Annotated in this window: 18 protein-coding genes and 1 riboswitch; of the genes, 12 read left to right on the top strand and 6 right to left on the bottom strand. The window is 67.2% G+C overall.

The genetic code is table 11. The features are described 5' to 3' along the window. Window positions 1–122 precede the first annotated feature (122 nt). Window positions 123–809, bottom strand: coding sequence for an NUDIX hydrolase (locus UK23_RS14985; RefSeq protein ID WP_330770106.1), 687 nt, complete (start codon window positions 807–809; stop codon window positions 123–125). Between the two features lie 72 nt (window positions 810–881). Between UK23_RS14985 and UK23_RS14990 the strand changes: the two genes are divergently transcribed. Beyond that, window positions 882–1,829, top strand: a complete 948-nt coding sequence (locus tag UK23_RS14990; RefSeq protein WP_045312119.1) for an SPFH domain-containing protein — start codon at window positions 882–884, stop codon at window positions 1,827–1,829. After that, window positions 1,826–2,677: an inorganic polyphosphate kinase gene (locus tag UK23_RS14995; RefSeq protein WP_045312120.1), complete on the top strand. Its 852-nt coding sequence runs from the start codon at window positions 1,826–1,828 to the stop codon at window positions 2,675–2,677. Before UK23_RS14990 ends, UK23_RS14995 begins: the two co-directional genes overlap by 4 nt. Here UK23_RS14995 and UK23_RS15000 read toward each other — a convergent pair. After that, window positions 2,609–3,886, bottom strand: coding sequence for an MFS transporter (locus UK23_RS15000; protein WP_045312121.1), 1,278 nt, complete (start codon window positions 3,884–3,886; stop codon window positions 2,609–2,611). The two genes, UK23_RS14995 and UK23_RS15000, sit on opposite strands and share 69 nt — an antisense overlap. An 87-nt stretch (window positions 3,887–3,973) precedes the next feature. On the opposite strand from UK23_RS15000, the gene UK23_RS15005 reads away from it, so the two are divergent. Beyond that, window positions 3,974–4,843 carry an SGNH/GDSL hydrolase family protein gene (locus UK23_RS15005; protein ID WP_045312122.1) on the top strand — a complete coding sequence of 290 codons (870 nt, stop codon included), beginning with the start codon at window positions 3,974–3,976 and terminating at the stop codon, window positions 4,841–4,843. An 87-nt stretch (window positions 4,844–4,930) separates the two neighbouring features. Next, window positions 4,931–5,326 carry an SSI family serine proteinase inhibitor gene (locus tag UK23_RS15010; protein ID WP_045312123.1) on the top strand — a complete coding sequence of 132 codons (396 nt, stop codon included), beginning with the start codon at window positions 4,931–4,933 and terminating at the stop codon, window positions 5,324–5,326. Window positions 5,327–5,383: 57 nt separating this feature from the next. Here UK23_RS15010 and UK23_RS15015 read toward each other — a convergent pair whose 3' ends face one another. Further along, complete coding sequence (locus UK23_RS15015) at window positions 5,384–7,651, bottom strand: glycosyl hydrolase family 95 catalytic domain-containing protein (protein WP_045312124.1); 2,268 nt, start codon at window positions 7,649–7,651, stop codon at window positions 5,384–5,386. A 107-nt stretch (window positions 7,652–7,758) separates the two neighbouring features. Between UK23_RS15015 and UK23_RS15020 the strand changes: the two genes are divergently transcribed. From UK23_RS15020 to UK23_RS15030, 3 genes are read left to right on the top strand one after another with little or no spacing between them, the layout of a single operon-like run. Further along, window positions 7,759–9,636 carry an ABC1 kinase family protein gene (locus UK23_RS15020; protein WP_045312125.1) on the top strand — a complete coding sequence of 626 codons (1,878 nt, stop codon included), beginning with the start codon at window positions 7,759–7,761 and terminating at the stop codon, window positions 9,634–9,636. 57 nt (window positions 9,637–9,693) lie between these two features. Beyond that, window positions 9,694–10,503, top strand: coding sequence for a hypothetical protein (locus UK23_RS15025; RefSeq protein ID WP_045312126.1), 810 nt, complete (start codon window positions 9,694–9,696; stop codon window positions 10,501–10,503). Continuing rightward, window positions 10,500–10,802, top strand: a complete 303-nt coding sequence (locus UK23_RS15030) for a winged helix-turn-helix domain-containing protein (protein WP_045312127.1) — start codon at window positions 10,500–10,502, stop codon at window positions 10,800–10,802. Before UK23_RS15025 ends, UK23_RS15030 begins: the two co-directional genes overlap by 4 nt. Here UK23_RS15030 and UK23_RS15035 read toward each other — a convergent pair. Continuing rightward, a complete protein-coding gene (locus tag UK23_RS15035; RefSeq protein ID WP_045312128.1) occupies window positions 10,799–11,203 on the bottom strand; it encodes a hypothetical protein in 405 nt (134 codons plus the stop codon). The genes UK23_RS15030 and UK23_RS15035 overlap by 4 nt on opposite strands. 71 nt (window positions 11,204–11,274) lie before the next feature. Here UK23_RS15035 and UK23_RS15040 point away from each other — a divergent pair, with 71 nt between their 5' ends. The 4 genes from UK23_RS15040 to UK23_RS15055 all read left to right on the top strand — a co-directional run bounded on the left by UK23_RS15040 (window position 11,275) and on the right by UK23_RS15055 (window position 15,049). Beyond that, on the top strand, window positions 11,275–11,925 hold the full coding sequence (locus UK23_RS15040) for a TVP38/TMEM64 family protein (RefSeq protein WP_156213118.1): 651 nt from the start codon (window positions 11,275–11,277) through the stop codon (window positions 11,923–11,925). Window positions 11,926–12,412: 487 nt separating this feature from the next. Next, complete coding sequence (locus UK23_RS15045; protein WP_045312130.1) at window positions 12,413–13,993, top strand: TROVE domain-containing protein; 1,581 nt, start codon at window positions 12,413–12,415, stop codon at window positions 13,991–13,993. A gap of 52 nt (window positions 13,994–14,045) precedes the next feature. Continuing rightward, window positions 14,046–14,399, top strand: coding sequence for a winged helix-turn-helix transcriptional regulator (locus UK23_RS15050; RefSeq protein WP_196777745.1), 354 nt, complete (start codon window positions 14,046–14,048; stop codon window positions 14,397–14,399). Between the two features lie 23 nt (window positions 14,400–14,422). Beyond that, window positions 14,423–15,049: a hypothetical protein gene (locus UK23_RS15055; RefSeq protein ID WP_045312132.1), complete on the top strand. Its 627-nt coding sequence runs from the start codon at window positions 14,423–14,425 to the stop codon at window positions 15,047–15,049. Here UK23_RS15055 and UK23_RS15060 read toward each other — a convergent pair. Together UK23_RS15060 and gcvH are read right to left on the bottom strand one after the other, a co-directional pair. Then, window positions 15,036–16,400 carry an L-serine ammonia-lyase gene (locus UK23_RS15060; RefSeq protein WP_045312133.1) on the bottom strand — a complete coding sequence of 455 codons (1,365 nt, stop codon included), beginning with the start codon at window positions 16,398–16,400 and terminating at the stop codon, window positions 15,036–15,038. The two genes, UK23_RS15055 and UK23_RS15060, sit on opposite strands and share 14 nt — an antisense overlap. Window positions 16,401–16,431: 31 nt before the next feature. Continuing rightward, the gene (gene gcvH, locus UK23_RS15065) at window positions 16,432–16,812 is read right to left on the bottom strand and encodes a glycine cleavage system protein GcvH (protein WP_045312134.1); all 381 of its coding nucleotides are present in this window, start codon (window positions 16,810–16,812) and stop codon (window positions 16,432–16,434) included. Between the two features lie 62 nt (window positions 16,813–16,874). After that, a riboswitch (glycine riboswitch) is annotated at window positions 16,875–16,967 on the bottom strand. Window positions 16,968–17,131: 164 nt separating this feature from the next. Here gcvH and UK23_RS15070 point away from each other — a divergent pair. Then, the gene (locus UK23_RS15070) at window positions 17,132–19,387 is read left to right on the top strand and encodes an alpha-L-fucosidase (protein WP_082114668.1); all 2,256 of its coding nucleotides are present in this window, start codon (window positions 17,132–17,134) and stop codon (window positions 19,385–19,387) included. Window positions 19,388–19,428 lie beyond the last annotated feature (41 nt).

A 19,428-nucleotide genomic window follows, 5' to 3' on the forward strand; every position in this document is an offset into this window, starting at 1 on the left:
GCGTACGCAACGGGACACGCTCAACGCAAAGCGACCACCCGGCAAAGCCGCGATTCGCACCCAACGGGACCGCCCAAACCAAGCCGCCCACCCACCCAAGCCGCGAATCCAAGCCGCAAAACCTAAACCCCAGACACCCGCACCAACGGCGGATACAACACCGAAGCATCCCCCCGCCGAAACAGCGCAGCTGGCCGCCCCCCATCCCGAACGGTCGTCTCCCCAGTAGCCACCAGCAACCCGTCCACCCCAGTCACCTTCCGATGAAAGTTCCGCGGATCCAACGAGACCCCCCAAACGATCTCGTAGACCCGCCGCAGCTCAGCCACCGTGAACTCGGCAGCACAGAACTCAGTCCCCAACGGCGTGTACTCCAGCTTGGCCCGAGCCCGCTCCACCCCGTCCCCCAAAATCCGCGCATGATCGAACGCCAACGCGGAAACCTCCTCGACCGGCACCCAAGAGGCAGCGGCAGCATCAGTCCCAGCAACGGGAACCGGCAGGTCAGGCGCCAACGCCAGGTACGCAACGGAAACAACCCTCATCCGCGGATCCCGCCGAGGCTCTCCGTACGTCCCCAGCTGCTCAAGATGCAGCCCGGACACGCCTGTCTCCTCACGCAACTCCCGCACAGCCGCCGCATCCACCGACTCGGTGACCTGCACGAACCCCCCGGGCAACGCCCACCGCCCCCGATACGGCGCCTCCCCTCGCCGAACCAGCAGCGCACACAGCGCGTCAGACCGCACGGTCAGCACCACCAGGTCGACCGTGACCGCGAAGGGAGGGAAATCACTTGGCGAGTACACACCGAGAAGTATAGGCTTATCGTCAGATCGACGACAACAGACCCGAACGCCCCGACCAAGGAGGCAACACCCATGGCCGACATCAGCAGGTACCCCGGACTCAGGCACCTCAGAGGAGCCCCGACCGTCCACATCAGACACATCCGCAAGGGCAAGCTGATCCACGAAGGCACCGGCCTGAGCTTCTGGTTCCGCCCCAGAACCGCAGTCCTGTCCGAAGTCCCGGTGGACGACCGCGAACTCCCCACCCTGTTCCACGCCCGCACCAAGGACTACCAGCAGGTGACGGTCCAGCTCACCGTCACCTACCGCTGCACCGACCCCGAGACCACGACAGCCAGGATCGACTTCTCGATCGACCCCGACACCGGGACGTGGCGCCAGGATCCGCTGAGCCAGGTGTCGAGCATGCTGACGGAGCGCGCCCAGCAGCTGGCCCTGAAGGTCCTCTCGACGCTGGACCTGGAGACCGCCCTGCGCGCCGGCGTGGAGCGAGTGAAGGAGTCCGTGAGCGCGAACCTCACAGCGGAGCACATCGGCCTGGACATCATCGACGTCCGCGTCGTGGCGATCCGGCCGGACTCCGACATGGAGAAGGCGCTGCAGACCACGATCCGCGAGAAGGTCCAGCAGGAGGCGGACAAGGCCACCTACGAACGCCGGGCGCTCGCGGTCGAACGGGAGCGGGCGATCAGCGAGAACGAGCTGCAGAACCAGATCGAGCTGGCCAAGCGGGAAGAGCTGCTGGTCGTCCAAAAAGGAGCGAACGCTCTCAAGAAGGCCGAGGACCACGCCAGGTCCAGCCGCATCTACGACGACACGAAGGCGGAGGGCATCCGCAAGCTCGCCGAGGCAGAGGCTGCGGGTGAGAAGGCACGTCTCGAGGCGTACAAGGAGATTCCTCAGGGCACGCTGCTCGCGATGGCGGCCAAGGAGCTCGCCGGTCACCTGCCGGAGATCGGCAGCATCACCATCACGCCGGACATGCTCGCGCCGGTCCTGCGGAAGCTCGCGGAATGAGCCTCGCCCCGCGAATTGTGCTGGTGCACCGGCGCACCGAGCTGACAGAGTTGCTGGCACGGCATGGCACACGAGGCCAGGTCGAGTTCTTCCTGAAGTCCCGCAACAGAACTCTCACAGAGGTGGTGGATCGTGACGAGCAGGCCCGGAGGGCGCTGGGAAAGGTCAGCGCCGCCATCCCGCTGGACTGGCGCCGTGGCGTGGTCGAGAGGGAAGACCTGTCGCGGTTCCTGTTCGCGCCCGAGGACGTAGTCGTCATCGTCGGGCAGGACGGGCTGGTCGCCAACGTCGCCAAGTACCTCGACGGCCAGCCCGTGATCGGCATCAACCCGGACGAAGGCGTGCTCGCCAAGCACGCGCCGGAAGACGCGGAAGAACTCCTGCACGGCACCGAGAACACCGAAGACCGCACGATGGTCGAGGCCAGGTCGGACGACGGCCAGACCCTATACGCGCTCAACGAGATCTACGTCGGCCACCCGAGCCACCAGACCAGCCGGTACCGCATCGAGAACGAACGCCAGGCGTCGTCCGGCATCCTCGTCGGCAGCGGCACCGGAGCGACGGGCTGGTGCTCGAGTGCCCACCGCGAACGGAAAAGCCCGATCCGCCTCCCCGAACCGACCGAGCCGAGACTCGTCTGGTTCGTGAGAGAAGCATGGCCGTCGCCGAGCACCGGCATCGAGCACACCGAAGGCGAGCTCACCGACGATCCACTCCACATCGACGTGGAATCCGACGGGCTGGTGGCGTTCGGCGACGGCATCGAGAGCGACGCGCTACGCCTCGGCTGGGGTCAGCGGCTGAGCGTCGGGCTCGCCGCTCGCCGGCTCCACCTGGTGCGCTGAACCGATCACCAGCAAGCACACGCCGGACAACACCGCACCAAGAATCAGGTACAGCGCGATCGCCCAGGTTCCCGTGCGCAGCAACGACTGTGCGACCAGCGGTGCCAGGCCGCCACCGAGCACAGCACCGAGCTGGAAGCTCAGCGCCACCCCGGAATACCGCACCCGAGTCCGGAAGAGCTCGGCGAAGTAGGCAGCGGACGGACCGAACAACGCCGCGGAGCCCACGAAGCCGAGCACCATCGCGAACGTGAACCAGCCCGCGTCCGTGAGCCAGAACAACGGGAACGCGAACGCGGCCTGGAAGATCGCGCCACCGAACATCACCGGCAGGCGGCCGACGCGATCGGACAGCCAGGCGAACGCAGGCACCGCGATCACCTGCGCGAACGAGCCCACGACAGTGGCCACCAGCAGGTCGTCCGCGGAGATCTTCAACGCCGTGCGACCGTAACCGATCATGAACACGCTCAGCACGTAGATGAAGATCGTGAAGCCCAGGTTCACACCCGCGCCCAGCAACACGACGCGCCACCGGTCGCGCAGCACCTCGGCGATCGGCAGCCGCGACTTCTCCACGGCGGCGAACCGCGGCGATTCGGTCAGCCGCAACCGGATGTAGAGGCCGATCCCGACCAGCACGACCGAGAACAGGAACGGCAACCGCCAGCCCCAGGACAGAAACGACGCACCAGAAGCCTTCGAGGACAGGTACATCGCCAGGTTCGCCAGCACGAGACCGACTGGCGACCCGATGAACACCCAGCTGCCGTACCAGCCCCAACGGCCTGGTGGCGCGTGCTCGACGGCCATCAGTGACGCGCCGCCCTGTTCACCGCCCATGAAGAAGCCCTGCACGATCCGCAGCAGAACCAGCAACAGTGGCGCGAGGATGCCCACCTGCGCGTAAGTCGGCAGCAACCCGATCGCAGCCGTCGACAGGCCCGTGACGGACAGCGTCACCACGAGCATCGCGCGCCGGCCTATCCGGTCGCCGAGGTGCCCGATCACCGCGCCGCCCAACGGTCGTGCGAGGAAGCCCGCGCCGAACGTCGCGAACGCCAGCAGCACGGCGACGCGCGAGTCGAACTGCGGGAAGAAGATCTTGTCGAACACCAGCGCCGAGGCAGTGCCGTAGAGCAGGAAGTCGTACAGCTCGATCGTGTTACCGACCGCGGATGCCACAGCTACTTTGCGTACCCCCGTCATCGTTCCAGCCTGGTCGAGGGATTGACACTGCGCAATGGTCCGGTCACCCTTCGTCCTACGTTCCTACTCTTCAGTAACGAGGTAGCAATGACGCGCCGAGTGACTGTTGTTTCCCTGCTCACCGCCCTGATCGCGGCTCTTTTCGTCCCCTCCGCCACGGCCGCGCCGAAGTACCGGAACTACGTCTCACTCGGAGATTCGTTCGTCTCCGGACCGTTCATCCCGCTGCAGCGCCTCGATCCGCTCAGCTGCTTCAAATCGACCCAGAACTACCCATCGGTCGTCGCCCGCAGGCTCGGGATCGCCAACTTCACCGACATCTCCTGCGGCGGCGCGCAGACCAAGGACATGGCCGGCGTCCAGTCCGGGATTCCTGGCCAGTCCGTGCCGCAGTTCTCCGCCCTGAAAGCGGACACCGACCTCGTCACGGTGTCCATCGGCGGCAACGACATCGGCTTCATGGACATCATCCTGACCTGCGCCGGCAAGAGCCTGCTCGACCCGAACGGCGCACCTTGCAAGGCCAACTACGGCGACTCGCTCGCCGCACGCGTCAACGCCACCGCCGCCAAGGTGGCCGACGTCCTCAACGGCATCAAGCAGCGCTCCCCGAACGCCAAGGTCGTCGTGGTCGGCTACCTGCGGATCCTGCCGCCGTCCGGTGGGTGCTGGCCGATCGTGCCCATCTCGAAGGGCGACGTGCCGTATCTCGACAACGTGCAGAAGCAGCTCAACGGAATGCTCGGCGCCCAAGCCCACGCCGCCGGCGCCACTTTCGTGAACCCCTACGACATCAGTCTTGGTCGCGACACGTGTGCGGCGCCGTGGGACAAGTGGGTCGAAGGCATCATTCCCACGAGCCTCGCGTTCCCAGTTCACCCGAATGCCAATGGCATGGCTGCGGTGGGTGAGCAGGTCGCCGCCGCACTCGCCGGGACGGAACTCGCAGGCGTCTAGTTGCACGCACTTTCGGCGGTTTACACGATCTGGTGTTACCGCTCAGTTGATTGGAATTCCGGGTCCTTGCCGCGCCAGAGTGTTGGCATGGCAAGGACCCGGCTTCTGTTCACCTGCCTCGCGCTCGCCGCGCCGCTCGTCCCCACAACGGCCGCGGCGGCACCCCTGGCAGCGCCCCTCCTCCCCGCATCCGGCCTGGTGCTGTCGGTGCAACCGGAGATGGGCACGCTCAGCACCACGCAGTTGTCCTGCGAACCCGCGGGCGGACTGCACAAGCACGCCAAGGAGGCGTGCGCCCAGCTCATGCCCGTCGAGGGTGACTTCCGCAAGCTGGAGGACACCGGCGCGATGTGCACGATGGAGCTGAACCCGACCAAGGCGACGTTGCGCGGCAAGTGGCGCAACAAGAAGGTCGACTTCCAGCAGGTCTACTCGAACCCGTGCGTCGTGCGCGCGTTCACCGGCAAGGTCTTCGACTTCTGAGACCGCGTCACCGGTGTTCCAGCGCACCGCCGTCGCGCTGGAACACCGGTGGCGTTTCTAACCGGGCAAACCCCACGACGGCACCGGAGCACCGATCACCGGGCCGACCTTCAGGTCTGGCTCATCACCGCTGCGGTGGATGACGGCTTCCTCACCGCGCCGCAGTTCGATCCGCAGATCTCCGTTGGGCAGCACCGAAAAACGCTTCGGCCGCCCCCATCGATCCCGCACGACCGGGTCCTTGATGTCCGTGCGCACAACGCAAGGTGCACCGGCCTCACTCCGCAGCTTGATCCACCGCGTCGCGCCCTTCTGCCGTGAAGCGGAGAGCAGGAACGCGCCCTGCGTACGGAAGTTGTCCAGCGAGATCTCCGGCCACGGCACCGCCGGGAACACCCGGATCACGCCACCCCAGCTCTGACAGAGCATGTCGTACATGGACTGCACGGCGCTCAACGGCGTTTCGATGACCGGACCCGACTCCTGGTACATCGTGTTCGGCTTGATGTACCGGCGCATCAGCTCACCGAGGTAGAAGTCCGCCTTGTCACCGCGCAACATCTGCGCCGAGATCGACGCCGCACCCGTGAACGTGTAGCCCTGCAACGCGCCTTCGAAGCTGATCCAGTGGTTCAGCGAAGTCTCGATGACCTGGCGCTGCGCCGGATCCTCCCAGGTGACCTCGTACAGCGGATAGATCTGCAGCATGTGCGAGTAGTGCCGGTGCGACTTCGCGAACGGCACCCCCGCACCGATCATGTACCCGTTCGCGTCCACCGGGTACGGCGTGAGGTTCGCCAGCGTGTCCTGCCACTTCGGGATCAGCGGATCGTTGACGCGCAACGACTTCGCGGACTCCAGCAGCGTCTTGCAGCCCCACCGGATCAGCGCGAGGTCGTAGTTCGTGTCCGGCGAGTTGACGCCGTACTCGGGCGAGAACGTGATCGGCAGGTGCCACTTGCCGTCCGCACCCTTGGTCAGGAAGTGGAAGTAGTAGTTGATGGCCCTGCGCAGCAACGGGAACAGCACTCCCCGCAGGATCCGCTCGTCCATCGTGTGCCGGTACGTGAGCCAGACGTTGTGCATCGTCCAGGTCAGGTTGCCGACCTCCGGCGTCGGCACGTCCTTGCCGGGAATGCCCACGCCGTAACCGGAGTTTCCGATCCCGGCGCCGTTGTTCAGCACCGTGTCGGTCGTGCGCGGGATGCCGGCCGAGTCATGACGGTACTCGGCCGGCACCTGTTCGACGAGCACGTCCCGATACCTGTCGACCGAGTACGTGACGGCGTCGAAGTCGACGTGGTTGGAGCCGTGGATCAGCCAGTACTCCAGCTGCACGTTGAGGTTCCACCACGTGTTGGGCCACGGCGTGTTCTCGAGCCACGGCCCGCAGGTCGCGATGGCCGGTGCTTCCTTCCGTGCCGCGGACGCGAACTTGTAGAGCTGGATCCAGTAGAACGCCTGCAGCTTCTTGTCCGGAATGGACAGGAAGCTCCTGCGGTAGAAGTCGTGCCACCACAACCTGTGGTCGACGGCGAGGCCTTCGATCGAGCCGCACCGGACGTTGGTGATCGCCTTGCGCACGGCGGTTTTCGTCGGATGAGACCACGCGACGCTGGTGAAGAGCGTGCGCCGAGTGCCACGGGTGCTCTCCCGCCACGCCGTCACGTGCTCGCCACCCGCGTTCAACGGCTGCACGGCCAGCTGCACGTCACCGGAGCTGGTCAGCTGCACGGGCGGGTTGTCGGTGAAGCCCGCGGGTGCCGGCTTGTTCCACTTCGGGTCGGTGCGCGGGCTGATCGCCTTGAGCGGGTGGAAGACCCACTTGAACGCGCGCTCGCCCTCGCTGGCCTGCACGTCGATGGCGTAGAGATCGCGCTTGGTGTGGATGAACGCGCGGATCCTGAGACTGCCCGCGGCCGTGGTGATCGTGCCGGTCAACTCGGCGTTCCACAGGTCCATGCGCAGGTCGACGCCCGTGATCGCGCCGACGGGTTCGAGCGTGAAATAGCCGATGGGCAGCCGGGCGAGGCCGAACAACGCCCCGAACTCCGGCCGGTGGTCCTGCACCTGGGAGTGCTGGACGTTGAATCTGACGGCGTTGGCGCCGGGCTCGGCGTAGATGCCGGACCCCAGGTAGCCGTTGCCGAGGTATGGGCCTTCGTACCAGGTCGTCGGCATCTTCTTCCAGATGAGATCCGATGACCCGATGAAGTCACGCCAGTTGAAGTCATCGCCCGCGGATGCGATGTCAGGGAGCAGCGCACTGCCCGCTACCCCGGCCAACGCGCCTCCGATCAGCGTGCGCCGGTTCAGTTCGACCACTTTCGGGCACCTCACTTCGATGTGCGGTCAGGTCCACGCGGGCGGCGATTCATCGGATCTTTCGTGAGAGCCCAGCCAGAGTCAAGAGGCGTAATTAGGCTTCGATCATGGGGGACTTCCTGGTCACCGCGATCGGCTTCCCGATCACGTTCCTGCTGCTGGTCATGGGCATGGCGCTCGCGGCTCGGCGGATCCTGGGCCTGCGCATCGGCCTGATCCGCACGGCGCTGGCGTGCCTGCTGGCGATGTCCGTCGCGTCGAGCGCGTTCGGCGAGACCACCGCCGAGCCGACGGCGGGGCTGGTCACGCTCCAGCTCGGCATCTCGATCCTCGCGGTGATCGGCGTGCTGGCGTTCGCGGAGATCATCGTGCCGACCGGCTCGATCCCGCCGCCGACGGAGTGGTGGGGCATGCTGCGCCGCCGCATCGCCCGCACGCGCCGGTACTCGCGGATCACCGCGATCGCGTTCCGGCACGGGCTCGGGCCCTACCTGCGCGGCCGCGAACGCTCGTCCACCGGCCTGGCACGGTCGCTGCGACTCGCGTTGCAGGACGCCGGGGTGACGTTCGTGAAGCTCGGACAGGTGCTGTCGACGCGCGCCGACCTGCTGTCGGAGGAGTTCGTCGAAGAGCTCAGTCTGTTGCAGGACAAGGTTCCTCCGGCCAAGTGGGAGGACGTGCGCGCGGTGCTCGACGCCGAGGTCGGGCTCGATGCCTTCACGTCGGTCGATCCCGAGCCGTTGGCTGCCGCTTCGGTGGCGCAGGTGCACAAGGCCGTGCTGAAGTCCGGCGCCGAGGTCGTGGTGAAGGTCCAACGGCCGAACGTGCGCGCGGTGGCCGAGGGTGATCTGGACATCGTGTCCAGGCTCGCGGAAACGTTGCAGCGCACGCGATGGGGCTCGGCGCTGGGCGTGCGCGACCTGGCGGCGGGGTTCGCGGCGGCGTTGCGCGAGGAGCTCGACTTCAAGGTCGAGGCGCGCAACATCGCGGCTGTGGCAGCGGCTTCCGACTCCTCGGTGACATTGCCACAAGTCCATTTGTCGACTTCTCGAGTTCTCGTCATGGACCGACTCGACGGCGTGCCTTTGCGCAGCGCCACCGAGGACGAGGGCCTCGCGCGGACGTTGCTGCGGTTCGTGCTGCGCCAGGTCATGCTCGACGGCGTCTTCCACGCCGATCCGCACCCCGGCAACGTGCTGCTGCTCAACGACGGACGACTGGGCCTGCTCGACTTCGGCTCGGTCGGGCGGATCGACTCGGCGCTGCGGTCGGCGTTGCAACGACTGCTGATCGCGATCGACCGCAGCGACCCGGCGAGCCTCACGGATGCGTTGCTGGAACTGACTTCCCGGCCGGAGGACATCGACGAGCAACGGCTGGAGCGCGCGCTCGGCCAGTTCATGGCCAGGCATCTGGGCGCGGGCATGCGGCCGGACGTCGAGATGTTCGGCGACCTGTTCCTGATCGTGTCGCGGTTCGGGCTGAGCATCCCGCCGGAGATCGCGGCGGTGTTCCGCGCGCTGGCAACCCTCGAAGGCACGCTGGCGGTGCTCTCACCGGGCTTCAACATCGTCGTCGAGTCGCGGTCGTTCGCCGCCGAGCAGATCTCCGAGCGGCTCTCCCCCGAGTCGGTGCAGCGCACGCTGACCGAGGAACTGCAGGCCGTGCTGCCGATGCTCAGGCGGGTGCCGCGCCGGATCGACCGGATCACCGGCGCGATGGAGCAGGGCCGGCTGAGCATGTCGATGCGGCTGTTCGCGGACGAGCGCGACCGCTCGTTCCTGACCGGCCTGCTGCACCAGGTGATGCTGACGGTGCTGGGCGCGACCGCGGGGGTGATGGCGGTGCTGCTGCTCGGTTCATCGGGCGGGCCGCAGGTGATTCCGGAGATCGGGCTGTACCAGGTGCTCGGCTACAACCTGCTGATCGTGTCGGTCCTGCTGGGTCTGCGCGTCGTGGTCACGGTGTTTCGCCCGCGTCCTTGACGAATCTGGTTTGCAATGCAAACCTGATTGCAGTCGAGTGACGTTGGGGGACGCATCATGACTGGGGATCCGACGGGTCTGCTCATCGAGCTGAGCGACCTGCGCAAGCGGGCACGCATCGACCGGCACGGCTACTGGCTGCCATTTCTGCTGTTCGGGTTGATCACGTTGGGGGCGACGCCGTTCTACGTGCCCGAGTACTGCCGCAAGACCGGCGCGTGCCTCGCGGACAAGCCGTGGCTCTACCACTGGCTGCATCCGGACGGGCGGCTGAACGGACCGATCGGCAGCTACGAACCGACCGTGGCCGCCGACATCTACTGGATCGTGGCGTTGTTGTGCGGCTATCTCGCGGTCGTGTGGTGGTACCGCTGGCGCGCGGCGCAGGTCGGGGTGGAGACGCCGACCAGGCTCTACGCCCAGGTCACGATCTTCATGCTGGTGCTGCCGCTGGTCGGGGTTCCGGTGCTGAGCAAGGTGTTCTTCAACCAGGTCGGCTGGCAGATCGCGCTCCCGGTCACCGTGGTGGCGATCGTGGCGGCCACGTGGACCGCGCGCCGGCGGGTCGTGACGGCCCTCGCGGTGCTGGCGTTGTTCGGTCTCGCGCACTTCATCCCGGCCTATCCGTACGGCCAGATGTTCGTGCTGGCAGCGGGACTCGCCGGCCTCGCGTGGGTCGAGCGCAGCAAGGTGTGCACGGTGTTCGTGGCCCTCTTCGCGGCGGCCGTGGTGTTCGTGAACGAAGCCGGCCGCTTCGACCTCTACTGGCCGTACCAGGTCGAGCAGTACGCGACCACGGGGCTGCCCGCGGTCATCCTGCTGGCGGGCGGGATCATCGGGTCCGTGCGACGAGAGATGGCCCGATGAATCCCACGGCGGGGCTGGACGACACAGTCCACCAACGACACCGGCTCGGCGTGCTGACCATCGCGGCCGAGGCGAAACGGGTGGAGTTCTCGTACCTGAAGTCGGCGCTGGAGCTGACCGCGGGCAACCTGTCGCGGCACATCACCGTGCTGGAACAGGCGGGCCTGGTCGAGGTCGAGAAGGGCTACGAGGGCAAGCGGCCCAAGACGTGGCTGCACATCACCGCCGCAGGCCGCACCGCGCTCGCGGCGGAGATGGCCGCGTTGCGAGCACTGCTTGAACGGCACGACAACCTTTAGAACTGCCGCCGGTACACCGAAACGTCGTCGCGCCACACGCCGAACACGTCCGGTGCCGACTGGACGATCGTCATCTCGTTGAGGTTGCCGAGGATCCGCCACGCCCGCGCAACCGCTTGCGCGCCCGCGTAGGCGATCGTGCAGAACCGGCGCGGCTCGACGACGGTGCGCACGCGGTCGACCGCGCCGACGCTCATCGGCGTGTCCTGCCACAGGTCCAATGTGTACCCGGTGCGGATCGGATCACCCGACCCCAGCACGCCTTCGATGCTGACGACCAGCCGGTCACCGTCCAGTCGCAGGTCGTAGTGACCGCTTCTGGGCGGGTTGCCCCCGGTGTAGGCGGAGCGCGCCGGATCGAGCACCCAGTGGCCCAGGAACGGCACGAGGTCGTCACTCATGTGTGTCTCCTTCGCGGAACCTGCGCCACTGGCGGATTGTCCGGCGCATCGAGGTGGGCGACCATCACCCGATGAGTTATGAGACGGGCGTTCGGTGGAAGTGGATACCGTTCGTCGTGCTCGGCTTCGTGCTGCTGAGCTGGATCGTGTTCGAGGCACTCGACCTGATCGACTTCGAGGGAGTCGTGACGTGGGTGCGCGGAATCGACCCTGTGTGGGCGGCGGTGGCGATCTTCGCCCTGCTCGTCGTGGACGTGCTGCTGCCCGTGCCGTCCACCCCGCTCATCGTGCTGGCGGGAACGGCACTCGGCCTGCCCGCTGGGCTGGCGCTCGCAATCATCGGATCCCTGGGTTCCTCTGCCGCAGGATACGCGCTCGGGCGCTTTGCGGGTCCGTGGTTGGTGCGCCGGGTTGTAACCATCGAGGAACTAACCGAAATGCGGCGCTGGGGCCGTCAGTTCGGGCCCTGGTTCTTCGGGGTGGCGCGCGGCATTCCGATGATGGCCGAAACCGTGTCCGTGTCCGCCGGAGTGTCCCGGACGCCGTTCCGGACTTTCATGATGTACACCCTCATCGGCACCGTTCCCATTTGTGCCGCCTACGTGTTCGCGGGATCGAAGGCCGACACGGTCGAACAGATCGTGATGATCAGCGCGGTGGGGTTCCTGCTCACCGTCGGGCTCTTCTACCTGCTGCGCCGGCTCGTGAAGGCGGCGCCCTAGGAAAATCGCTGGCGCGGGGTGGTTGTATGTAGATGCGCCCGGTGCGCAGCAGAGGGTTACTTCTGGTATCTCAGGTTCGACTCCTGAGGCCGGCTCCGGCCGGTCTCGCTCACCCCGGTGGGCACGTCACCTTCTGCGACTTGAACTCGGGCGCCCACAGAACTCCACATCGGCCGGAATTAAACCGCTGGACCGGCGTGGTTGTATAGAAATCGCACCCGGTGCGAAGCCAACGGTTACTTCGCCTCGAAACCGCAAAACCGTTGGCGACTTTGATCTCGGGAGCGCACAACTTCACACGTGTCCGGTGCGAAGCAGAGGGTTACTTCCACTGTTAATGGGCGGGTTGCGGGTTCGAATCCCGTCGGCCGGGAAACCGGTCGTAGCTCAATCTGGCAGAGCAGCTGCGTACCTTCCGCGACCTTGATCTCGGACACGTGTGGGGTTTGTGGGCTCCCCTTTCTTTTGTCCTGAGGGGGAAGAGCCGATGGCGAAGTTCAACATCTTCCGCGCACGTCCGGCGGGCACCAGCCCGGTCGCCACGGCGCCGGTGCCGACCGTCCGCACCTACGAGGGCGGCGGCGGCTACGTCCGCGACGCGAAGTCCGAACTGTTCCTGCTCGCCGTGTCGAACATGGGCGGCGAGGACACCTTCTACGAGTCCGGTGGCCGGCGCGACACCCGGTTCGCCCAGCTCGTGCACGCCGCCGCGCTCGCGGATCCCGAGTGGACCGCGCGCTTGCTGAAGTGGCTGCGCGGCGAGGCGAACATGCGCACCGCGTCGCTCGTCGGCGCGGCCGAGTTCGTGCTCGCGCGCCTGCTCGCCGAGTCCGGCGCGGGCGTCACCAACCGGGCCGTCATCGACTCCGTGCTGCAGCGCGCCGACGAACCGGGCGAACTGCTCGCCTACTGGACCGCCATGAACGGCCGGCGCGTGCCGAAGCCGATCAAGCGCGGCATCGCCGACGCGGTGCGGCGGCTCTACGACGAGCGCGCGATCCTCAAGTGGGACAGCGACTCGCGCGGCTTCCGCATGGCCGACGTGCTGAACCTCGTGCACCCCTCGCCCGCCGCCGACTGGCAGGGCTCGCTGTTCCAGTACGTGCTGGACCGGCGCCGGGACGCTGAAGTCGCGGTTCCTTCCGATCTGCGCGTGATCGCGGCACGGCGTGAGCTCATGTCGTGGCCGGTCGAGGAGCGGCGTGCGCTCTTCGGGCGTCCTGACGCGGCGGACGTGCTCCGGCGTGCGGGGATGACGTGGGAGGCGGTGGCCGGATGGCTGCAGGGTCCGCTCACCCGTGAGGTGTGGGAGGCGCTCGCGCCGTCGATGGGTTACATGGCAGCGCTCCGCAACCTCCGCAACTTCGACGAGGCAGGCATGTCCGACGAGGTCGCGGCGGCTGTCGCGGCACGACTGGCCGACCCCGGCCAGGTCGCGCGCTCGCGGCAGTTCCCGTTCCGCTTCCTGTCGGCGTACGAGGCGGCACCGAGCCTGCGCTGGGGCCACTCCCTGGACCAGGCGCTGCAGGCGTCGCTGAGCAGCCTGCCCGCACTGCCGGGCCGGTCGCTGATCCTCGTCGACACCTCGGCGTCGATGACGCAGACCACGATCTCGGCGCGGTCGAAGGTCACCCCGGCCAAGGCCGCGGCGGTCTTCGGTGTCGCGCTGGGAGCCAAGGGCGAGCAGGTCGACGTCGTCGGGTTCGCGACCGGCACGTTCCAGCACCACGTCAAGCCGGGCGCGTCGGTCATCCGCGAGGTCGACCGGTTCCTGAAGCGGATCGGTGAGGTCGGGCACGGCACCGACATCGCCGGATCGCTGCAGCGGACCTACCGAGGTCACGACCGCGTGTTCATCATCTCGGACATGCAGACGGTGTCCGGGCCGGGCATCTCGGACCTGGTGCCGCGGCACGTGCCGATCTACGGCTTCAACCTGGGCGGATACCAGCAGGCGGCGTTCGCGACCGGCAAGGCCAACCGCCACGAGTTCGGTGGCCTGTCCGACGCTACGTTCAGGATGGTTCCGCTTCTCGAAGCAGGTCAGAACGCGGACTGGCCGTTCTGAAAGTGAGGGCGCTTACTTTTCGTAAGCGCCCTCACCAGCTATCATGGCTCGCATGGAGTTCAACGTGTTCGCCAAGGCGTGCCCGTCACGCCCGACGCTGGAGCACGTCACCGGCAGGTGGGGCAGCCTGACGCTGGGCGCGCTCGTGGACGGTCCGCTGCGGTTCAACGAGCTGCGCCGCCGGGTCGACGGCGTCAGCGAGAAGATGCTGTCCCAGACGCTGCACGCGCTGGAGCGGGACGGGCTGGTGCACCGCGACGCGCAGCCGACGAACCCGCCGCGGGTCGACTACACCCTCACGCCGCTCGGCCGCGAGACGGCGGAACGGTTGCTGTCGCTCATCCACCTGCTGGAAGAGCGCATGCCGGACGTGCTGGCGGCGCAACAGGAGTACGACGCCCGCTGATCCTCCCGGCCTACGCTGGGCACGTGAAATGCTGTGGACGTGGCCTGACCGAGGCCGAGCTGGTGCTGCTCGACTCGGATCCCGCGCTCGTACCGGACGAGCTCGTCCAGAAGGTCGCCTGGCACAGCCCGACCTGCTTCGACCGGGACGAGTACGAGGCTGCCTGGCGCCGGCTCACGTCCCGGGTGATCCAGGTCCTCCACAACGCCCCGGACTCCCAGCTCACCGCGGGACTGTGGTGGGCGAGGTGGACCGACTGGCCCGAGGACGAGCGCGCGGCGTTCCGCGCCGAGATGACCGAGGTCCTGGTCAGCGCCGCCGGGGACGAGCGGCGCTGGCCCGGACTGGATGCCGTGTTCCAGGCCGCCGCCCAGCTCGACCAGGACCTGACTCCGTGGCTGCGTCTCGTCGACGGCTTCCCCGACGCCGTCGTCGCGCATCTCGCCGACTTCTGGTCGCTCGACGTCTGGATCAGCGGCGGCCACTACGGCAGCCGGCTCCTCTGGGAGAACCCGTCAGCCACCGAGCAGCTCGTGGCGTGGCTCGTCGCTCCGGCGCTGCGCGACCGGCTGTCCGAAATGGACGGTCAGGTCGCGCAGCGCGCGGTGGAGCAGATCGGCTGGCACCTGCTGGAGATCAGCACTCGATGACGTTCACCGCGAGGCCGCCGCGCGCGGTCTCCTTGTACTTCACCGACATGTCCTTGCCGGTGTCGCGCATGGTCTTGATGACCTTGTCGAGCGACACGAAGTGCGAGCCGTCGCCGCGCAACGCCATGCGCACCGCGGTGATCGCCTTGATCGACGCGACGGCGTTGCGCTCGATGCACGGGATCTGCACCAGGCCGCCGATCGGGTCGCAGGTGAGGCCGAGGTTGTGCTCCATGGCGATCTCGGCGGCGTTCTCCACCTGCTCCGGGGTGCCGCCGAGGACCTCGGCCAGGCCGCCGGCCGCCATCGAGCACGCCGAGCCCACCTCGCCCTGGCACCCGACCTCGGCGCCGGAGATCGAGGCGTTCTCCTTGAACAGCACGCCGATCGCGCCCGCCGTGAGCAGGAACCTGACCACGCCGTCGTCGTTCGCACCCGGCACGAACTTCGTGTAGTAGTGCAGCACCGCCGGGACGATGCCCGCCGCGCCGTTGGTCGGCGCGGTGACGACCCGGCCGCCCGCCGCGTTCTCCTCGTTGACCGCCAACGCGAAGAGCGTCACCCAGTCCATGACCCGCAGCGGGTCGGTGACGAAGTGCTCGCCCTCCAGCCGCTTGCGCATCTCGGCGGCGCGCCGGCGAACCTTCAGGCCGCCGGGCAGGACGCCGTGCTCGGTGCAGCCGCGCTCGACGCACTCCTGCATCACGTGCCAGATGTGCAGAAGTCCTTGGCGGACCTCGTCTTCAGTGCGCCACGACAGCTCGTTGGCCATCATGATCTCGCTGATGGACAAGCCGGTTTCGCGGCACCGCGCGAGCAGTTCGTCGCCGGTCAGGAACGGGTGCGGCAGCGGCGTGGTGTCCGGCTTGATCCGGTCCGTACCGCTCGCGTTCTCGTCGACGACGAACCCGCCGCCGATCGAGTAGTAGACGGCGTGCTCGACGGACTCGTCACCCCGGTACGCCTCGAAGCTCATCCCGTTGGGGTGCAACGGAAGCGACTTGCGGCGATGCATGACGAGGTCGCGGTCGTGCACGAAGTCGATCTCGTGCACGCCGCCGAGTTTCAGACGCCCGGAAGTCACGATCTCCTCGACGCGGCCCGCCGCGACGGCCGGGTCGACTTCCTCGGGAAGATTGCCTTCGAGGCCCAGGAACACGGCCTTCGGGCTGCCGTGGCCGTGCCCGGTCGCGCCGAGCGAGCCGAACAGCTCGACGTGCACGCGGTCCACTTCGGACACCCGTGCCCCGAGCTTCTCGACGAACATCGCCGCCGCGCGCATCGGGCCGACCGTGTGGGAGCTGGACGGCCCGATGCCGACGGAGAAAAGGTCGAAAACGCTGATCGCCACTGATCAGTCCTTCGTGGTGGGGTTCTGCAGGTCAGTCGTTGGTCAGCTCGGCGTACTTGGCCGCCGTGAGCAGGTTCTCCGCCGACTCCACGCGAACCTTGAACAGCCAGCCGGCGCCGTACGGGTCGTTGTTGATGACGGCCGGGTCGTCGACGACCGCACCGTTGACCTCGATCACCTCGCCGGTCACCGGGGAGAACAGGTCGCTGACGGACTTGGTGCTCTCGAGCTCGCCGCAGACGGCGTTCGAGACGACCTTGGCCCCGACCTCGGGGAGCTGGACGAAGACGATGTCGCCGAGAGCGTCCGCGGCGTACTCGGTGATTCCGCAGGTCAGCGGGTCCTGGGTACCCGGCGTCCAGTCGACCCACTCGTGCTCGACGGTGTAGAGCAGGTTCTCGGGGAACTCCACGGCGACTCCTCTGGCTGTGACGGCTCGGTCAGGTGACTACCCCCTCCGCCGTGCAGAGTTGCCTACCCCGAGCGGTCTTGCTGCCTGAGAGTGTGCGGGAGCTTGCCCCTTCGGCGCCTCGACTGCTTCGTCGAGGTCTCTCCCACTCGGGTTTCGGTGCCGCCCTGGTTGGACCAAAGGGCACCACGGCCGATGTTCAGTTTTGAGTCCTTCGAGACCAGGCGAACGCTATGTGCGTCCCCCGCCAAGTGTCAACGCGAGATGGTTGACATCCGGGAGAGCGCTGCCATGGTGAGCAGAGGCAGACATCGGAGGTCTCATGAGGAAGCCGTTCATCGTCGCCTTGCTCGCCACACTCGTCCTGACCCCTGTGCCCGCTGTCTCGGCAGCTCCGGCACCGTCTCCGATCACCGTCCCCCTCACCCAGTACTTCGACAACGACGGCATCGACACCGCGTCCGGCCGGACCGGGAACTTCGACGGCTCCGGTTACGCTTTCCCTGCGGAAGGACTGCCGTCCGGGCAGGTCACGGCCGATGGCGTGCCGTACCTGTTCCCGGGAAATTCACAGGCCGAGAACAACAACGTGGTTGCCCTGGGGCAGCGGATCGAGCTGCCGCGCGGACGCTACCTGACCCTGCACTTCCTCCTGGCGTCCTCGTACGGGGCAGCCGGCGGAACCGCGACCGTGCACTACGCGGACGGGTCTTCGACGACCGGTTCGGTGAGCGGGCCGGACTGGTATTCGGGCAGTGGTCCGATCTCCGCGCCGTTCCGGTACTCGCCCGGCGGCACCGACCAGCACCCCGTGTCGATCGGCACCTCGCAGGTCTGGGCGGATCCCCAGAGGGAGGCCGTCGGGGTCACGCTGCCGGTCACGAACCCTGCGGTCGAGGGCAAGTCCTCGCTGCACGTGTTCGCGCTCTCGTTGCAACCGGTCGGCAAGGGCTCGGTGATCGCGGTTCGCGGTGCGCGCAGCACGACCAAGTTGCCGCGCGTGGGCGGGCAGACGATCGAGGCCACCGTCGTGAACCTCGGCGACCAGTGGCTGTCGAACGTCTCGGTGCGGGCCGAGGGGCTCGGTCTCGTGACGCTCGCGCCGGCGTCGGTGAAGCGGCTCGCGCCCGGTGAGGAAGCTCGGGTGCGGATCGGGATCCACGCGTACCGGACCGGCACGTTCGACGGCCGGGTGGTCGCGTCGTCGGCCAAAGCTTCGGCCTCACAGGACGCTCGGTTCACGCTGGGCGTGACGGACTACCAGGCGACTGACGCGTCGTTGGCCGCGCACGAGTCGCCTTATTGGTTCGACGACGCCAAGTTCGGCATCTTCATCCACTGGGGGCTCTACTCGGTGCCGGCGTGGTCGCCGCCGGGTGAGCAGTACGCGGAGTGGTACTGGCAGTGGATGCAGGACCCGGCGAACGCCGTCAACGCGTACCACGCGGCGACGTACGGGAAGGACTTCTCGTACGACCAGTTCATCCAGCAGTTCACCGCCTCGAAGTTCGATCCGGAGGAGTGGGTCCGGCTGTTCGAGGCGGCCGGCGCGAAGTACTACGTGCTGACCTCCAAGCACCACGAAGGTTTCGCGCTGTGGGACTCGAAGGTGTCCGGCCGGGACTCCGTCGACCTGGGACCGAAGCGCGACCTGGTGAAGGAGCTGTTCGAGGCATCGCGGAAGTACACGCCAGGGCTCAAGAACGGGCTCTACTTCTCGATGCCGGAGTGGTTCAACCCGGACAACCCGTGGAGTGGGCACGGTCCGAAGAATCCGTGGACTGGAGCCGCTGAGCCGTACACCGGCTATCAGGCCGGGCGGGACTTCGTTCGCGACTACCAGGCGCCGCAGATGACCGAACTGGTCAACGGCTACGACCCCGACGTCATCTGGTGCGACATCGGCGGTGCGAACGACTCGCGGCGGGTCATGGCCGACTACTTCAACAAGGCCAAGAACCGGGCTGTCCCCAAGGACGTGACCGTCGACGACCGGTGCGGCATCCCGACCCACGACTACACGACGCCGGAGTACGCGACGTACCCGAACACCGTGGTGAAGAAGTGGGAGGCGTCGCGCGGCCTCGACCCGCGGTCGTACGGCTGGAACCGGGCGACGCCGGACTCGATGTACATGACCGCGGACGAGGTGATCGACACGCTGGTCGACACGACGTCCAAGAACGGCAACTTCCTGCTGGACATCGGCCCGCGCGCGGACGGTTCGATCCCCGAGATCATGCAGCAGCGGTTGCGCGAGACCGGGGCTTGGCTGCGGACGAACGGCGAGTCGATCTACGGCACGACGTACTGGTCGCGGATGGCTCAGCAGGGTCCGCTGCGCTTCACGGTGACAACTCCTGGGAGGACGAACGAGGCGTTCTACATCACCTCGTTGGTCCAGCCGGGGTCACAGCTCGTGGTCGACGCTCCAGTGCCGCTCAAGGACTCGGACAAGATCACCTTGCTGGGGCATGACAGGCCCCTGAATTGGACCCGATCGGGTGGAAAACTGGTGGTAGACGTGCCGCAGGGCGTTGGCCAGCACGCATGGGTGTTCAAAGTGGCTTTGTCCTGACAGAACAACCAGCCAGTGACCGGATAGTGCGATCCGCACGG

Origin of the sequence: Lentzea aerocolonigenes (genome assembly GCF_000955955.1) — a bacterium.
GTDB lineage: Bacteria > Actinomycetota > Actinomycetes > Mycobacteriales > Pseudonocardiaceae > Lentzea > Lentzea aerocolonigenes_A.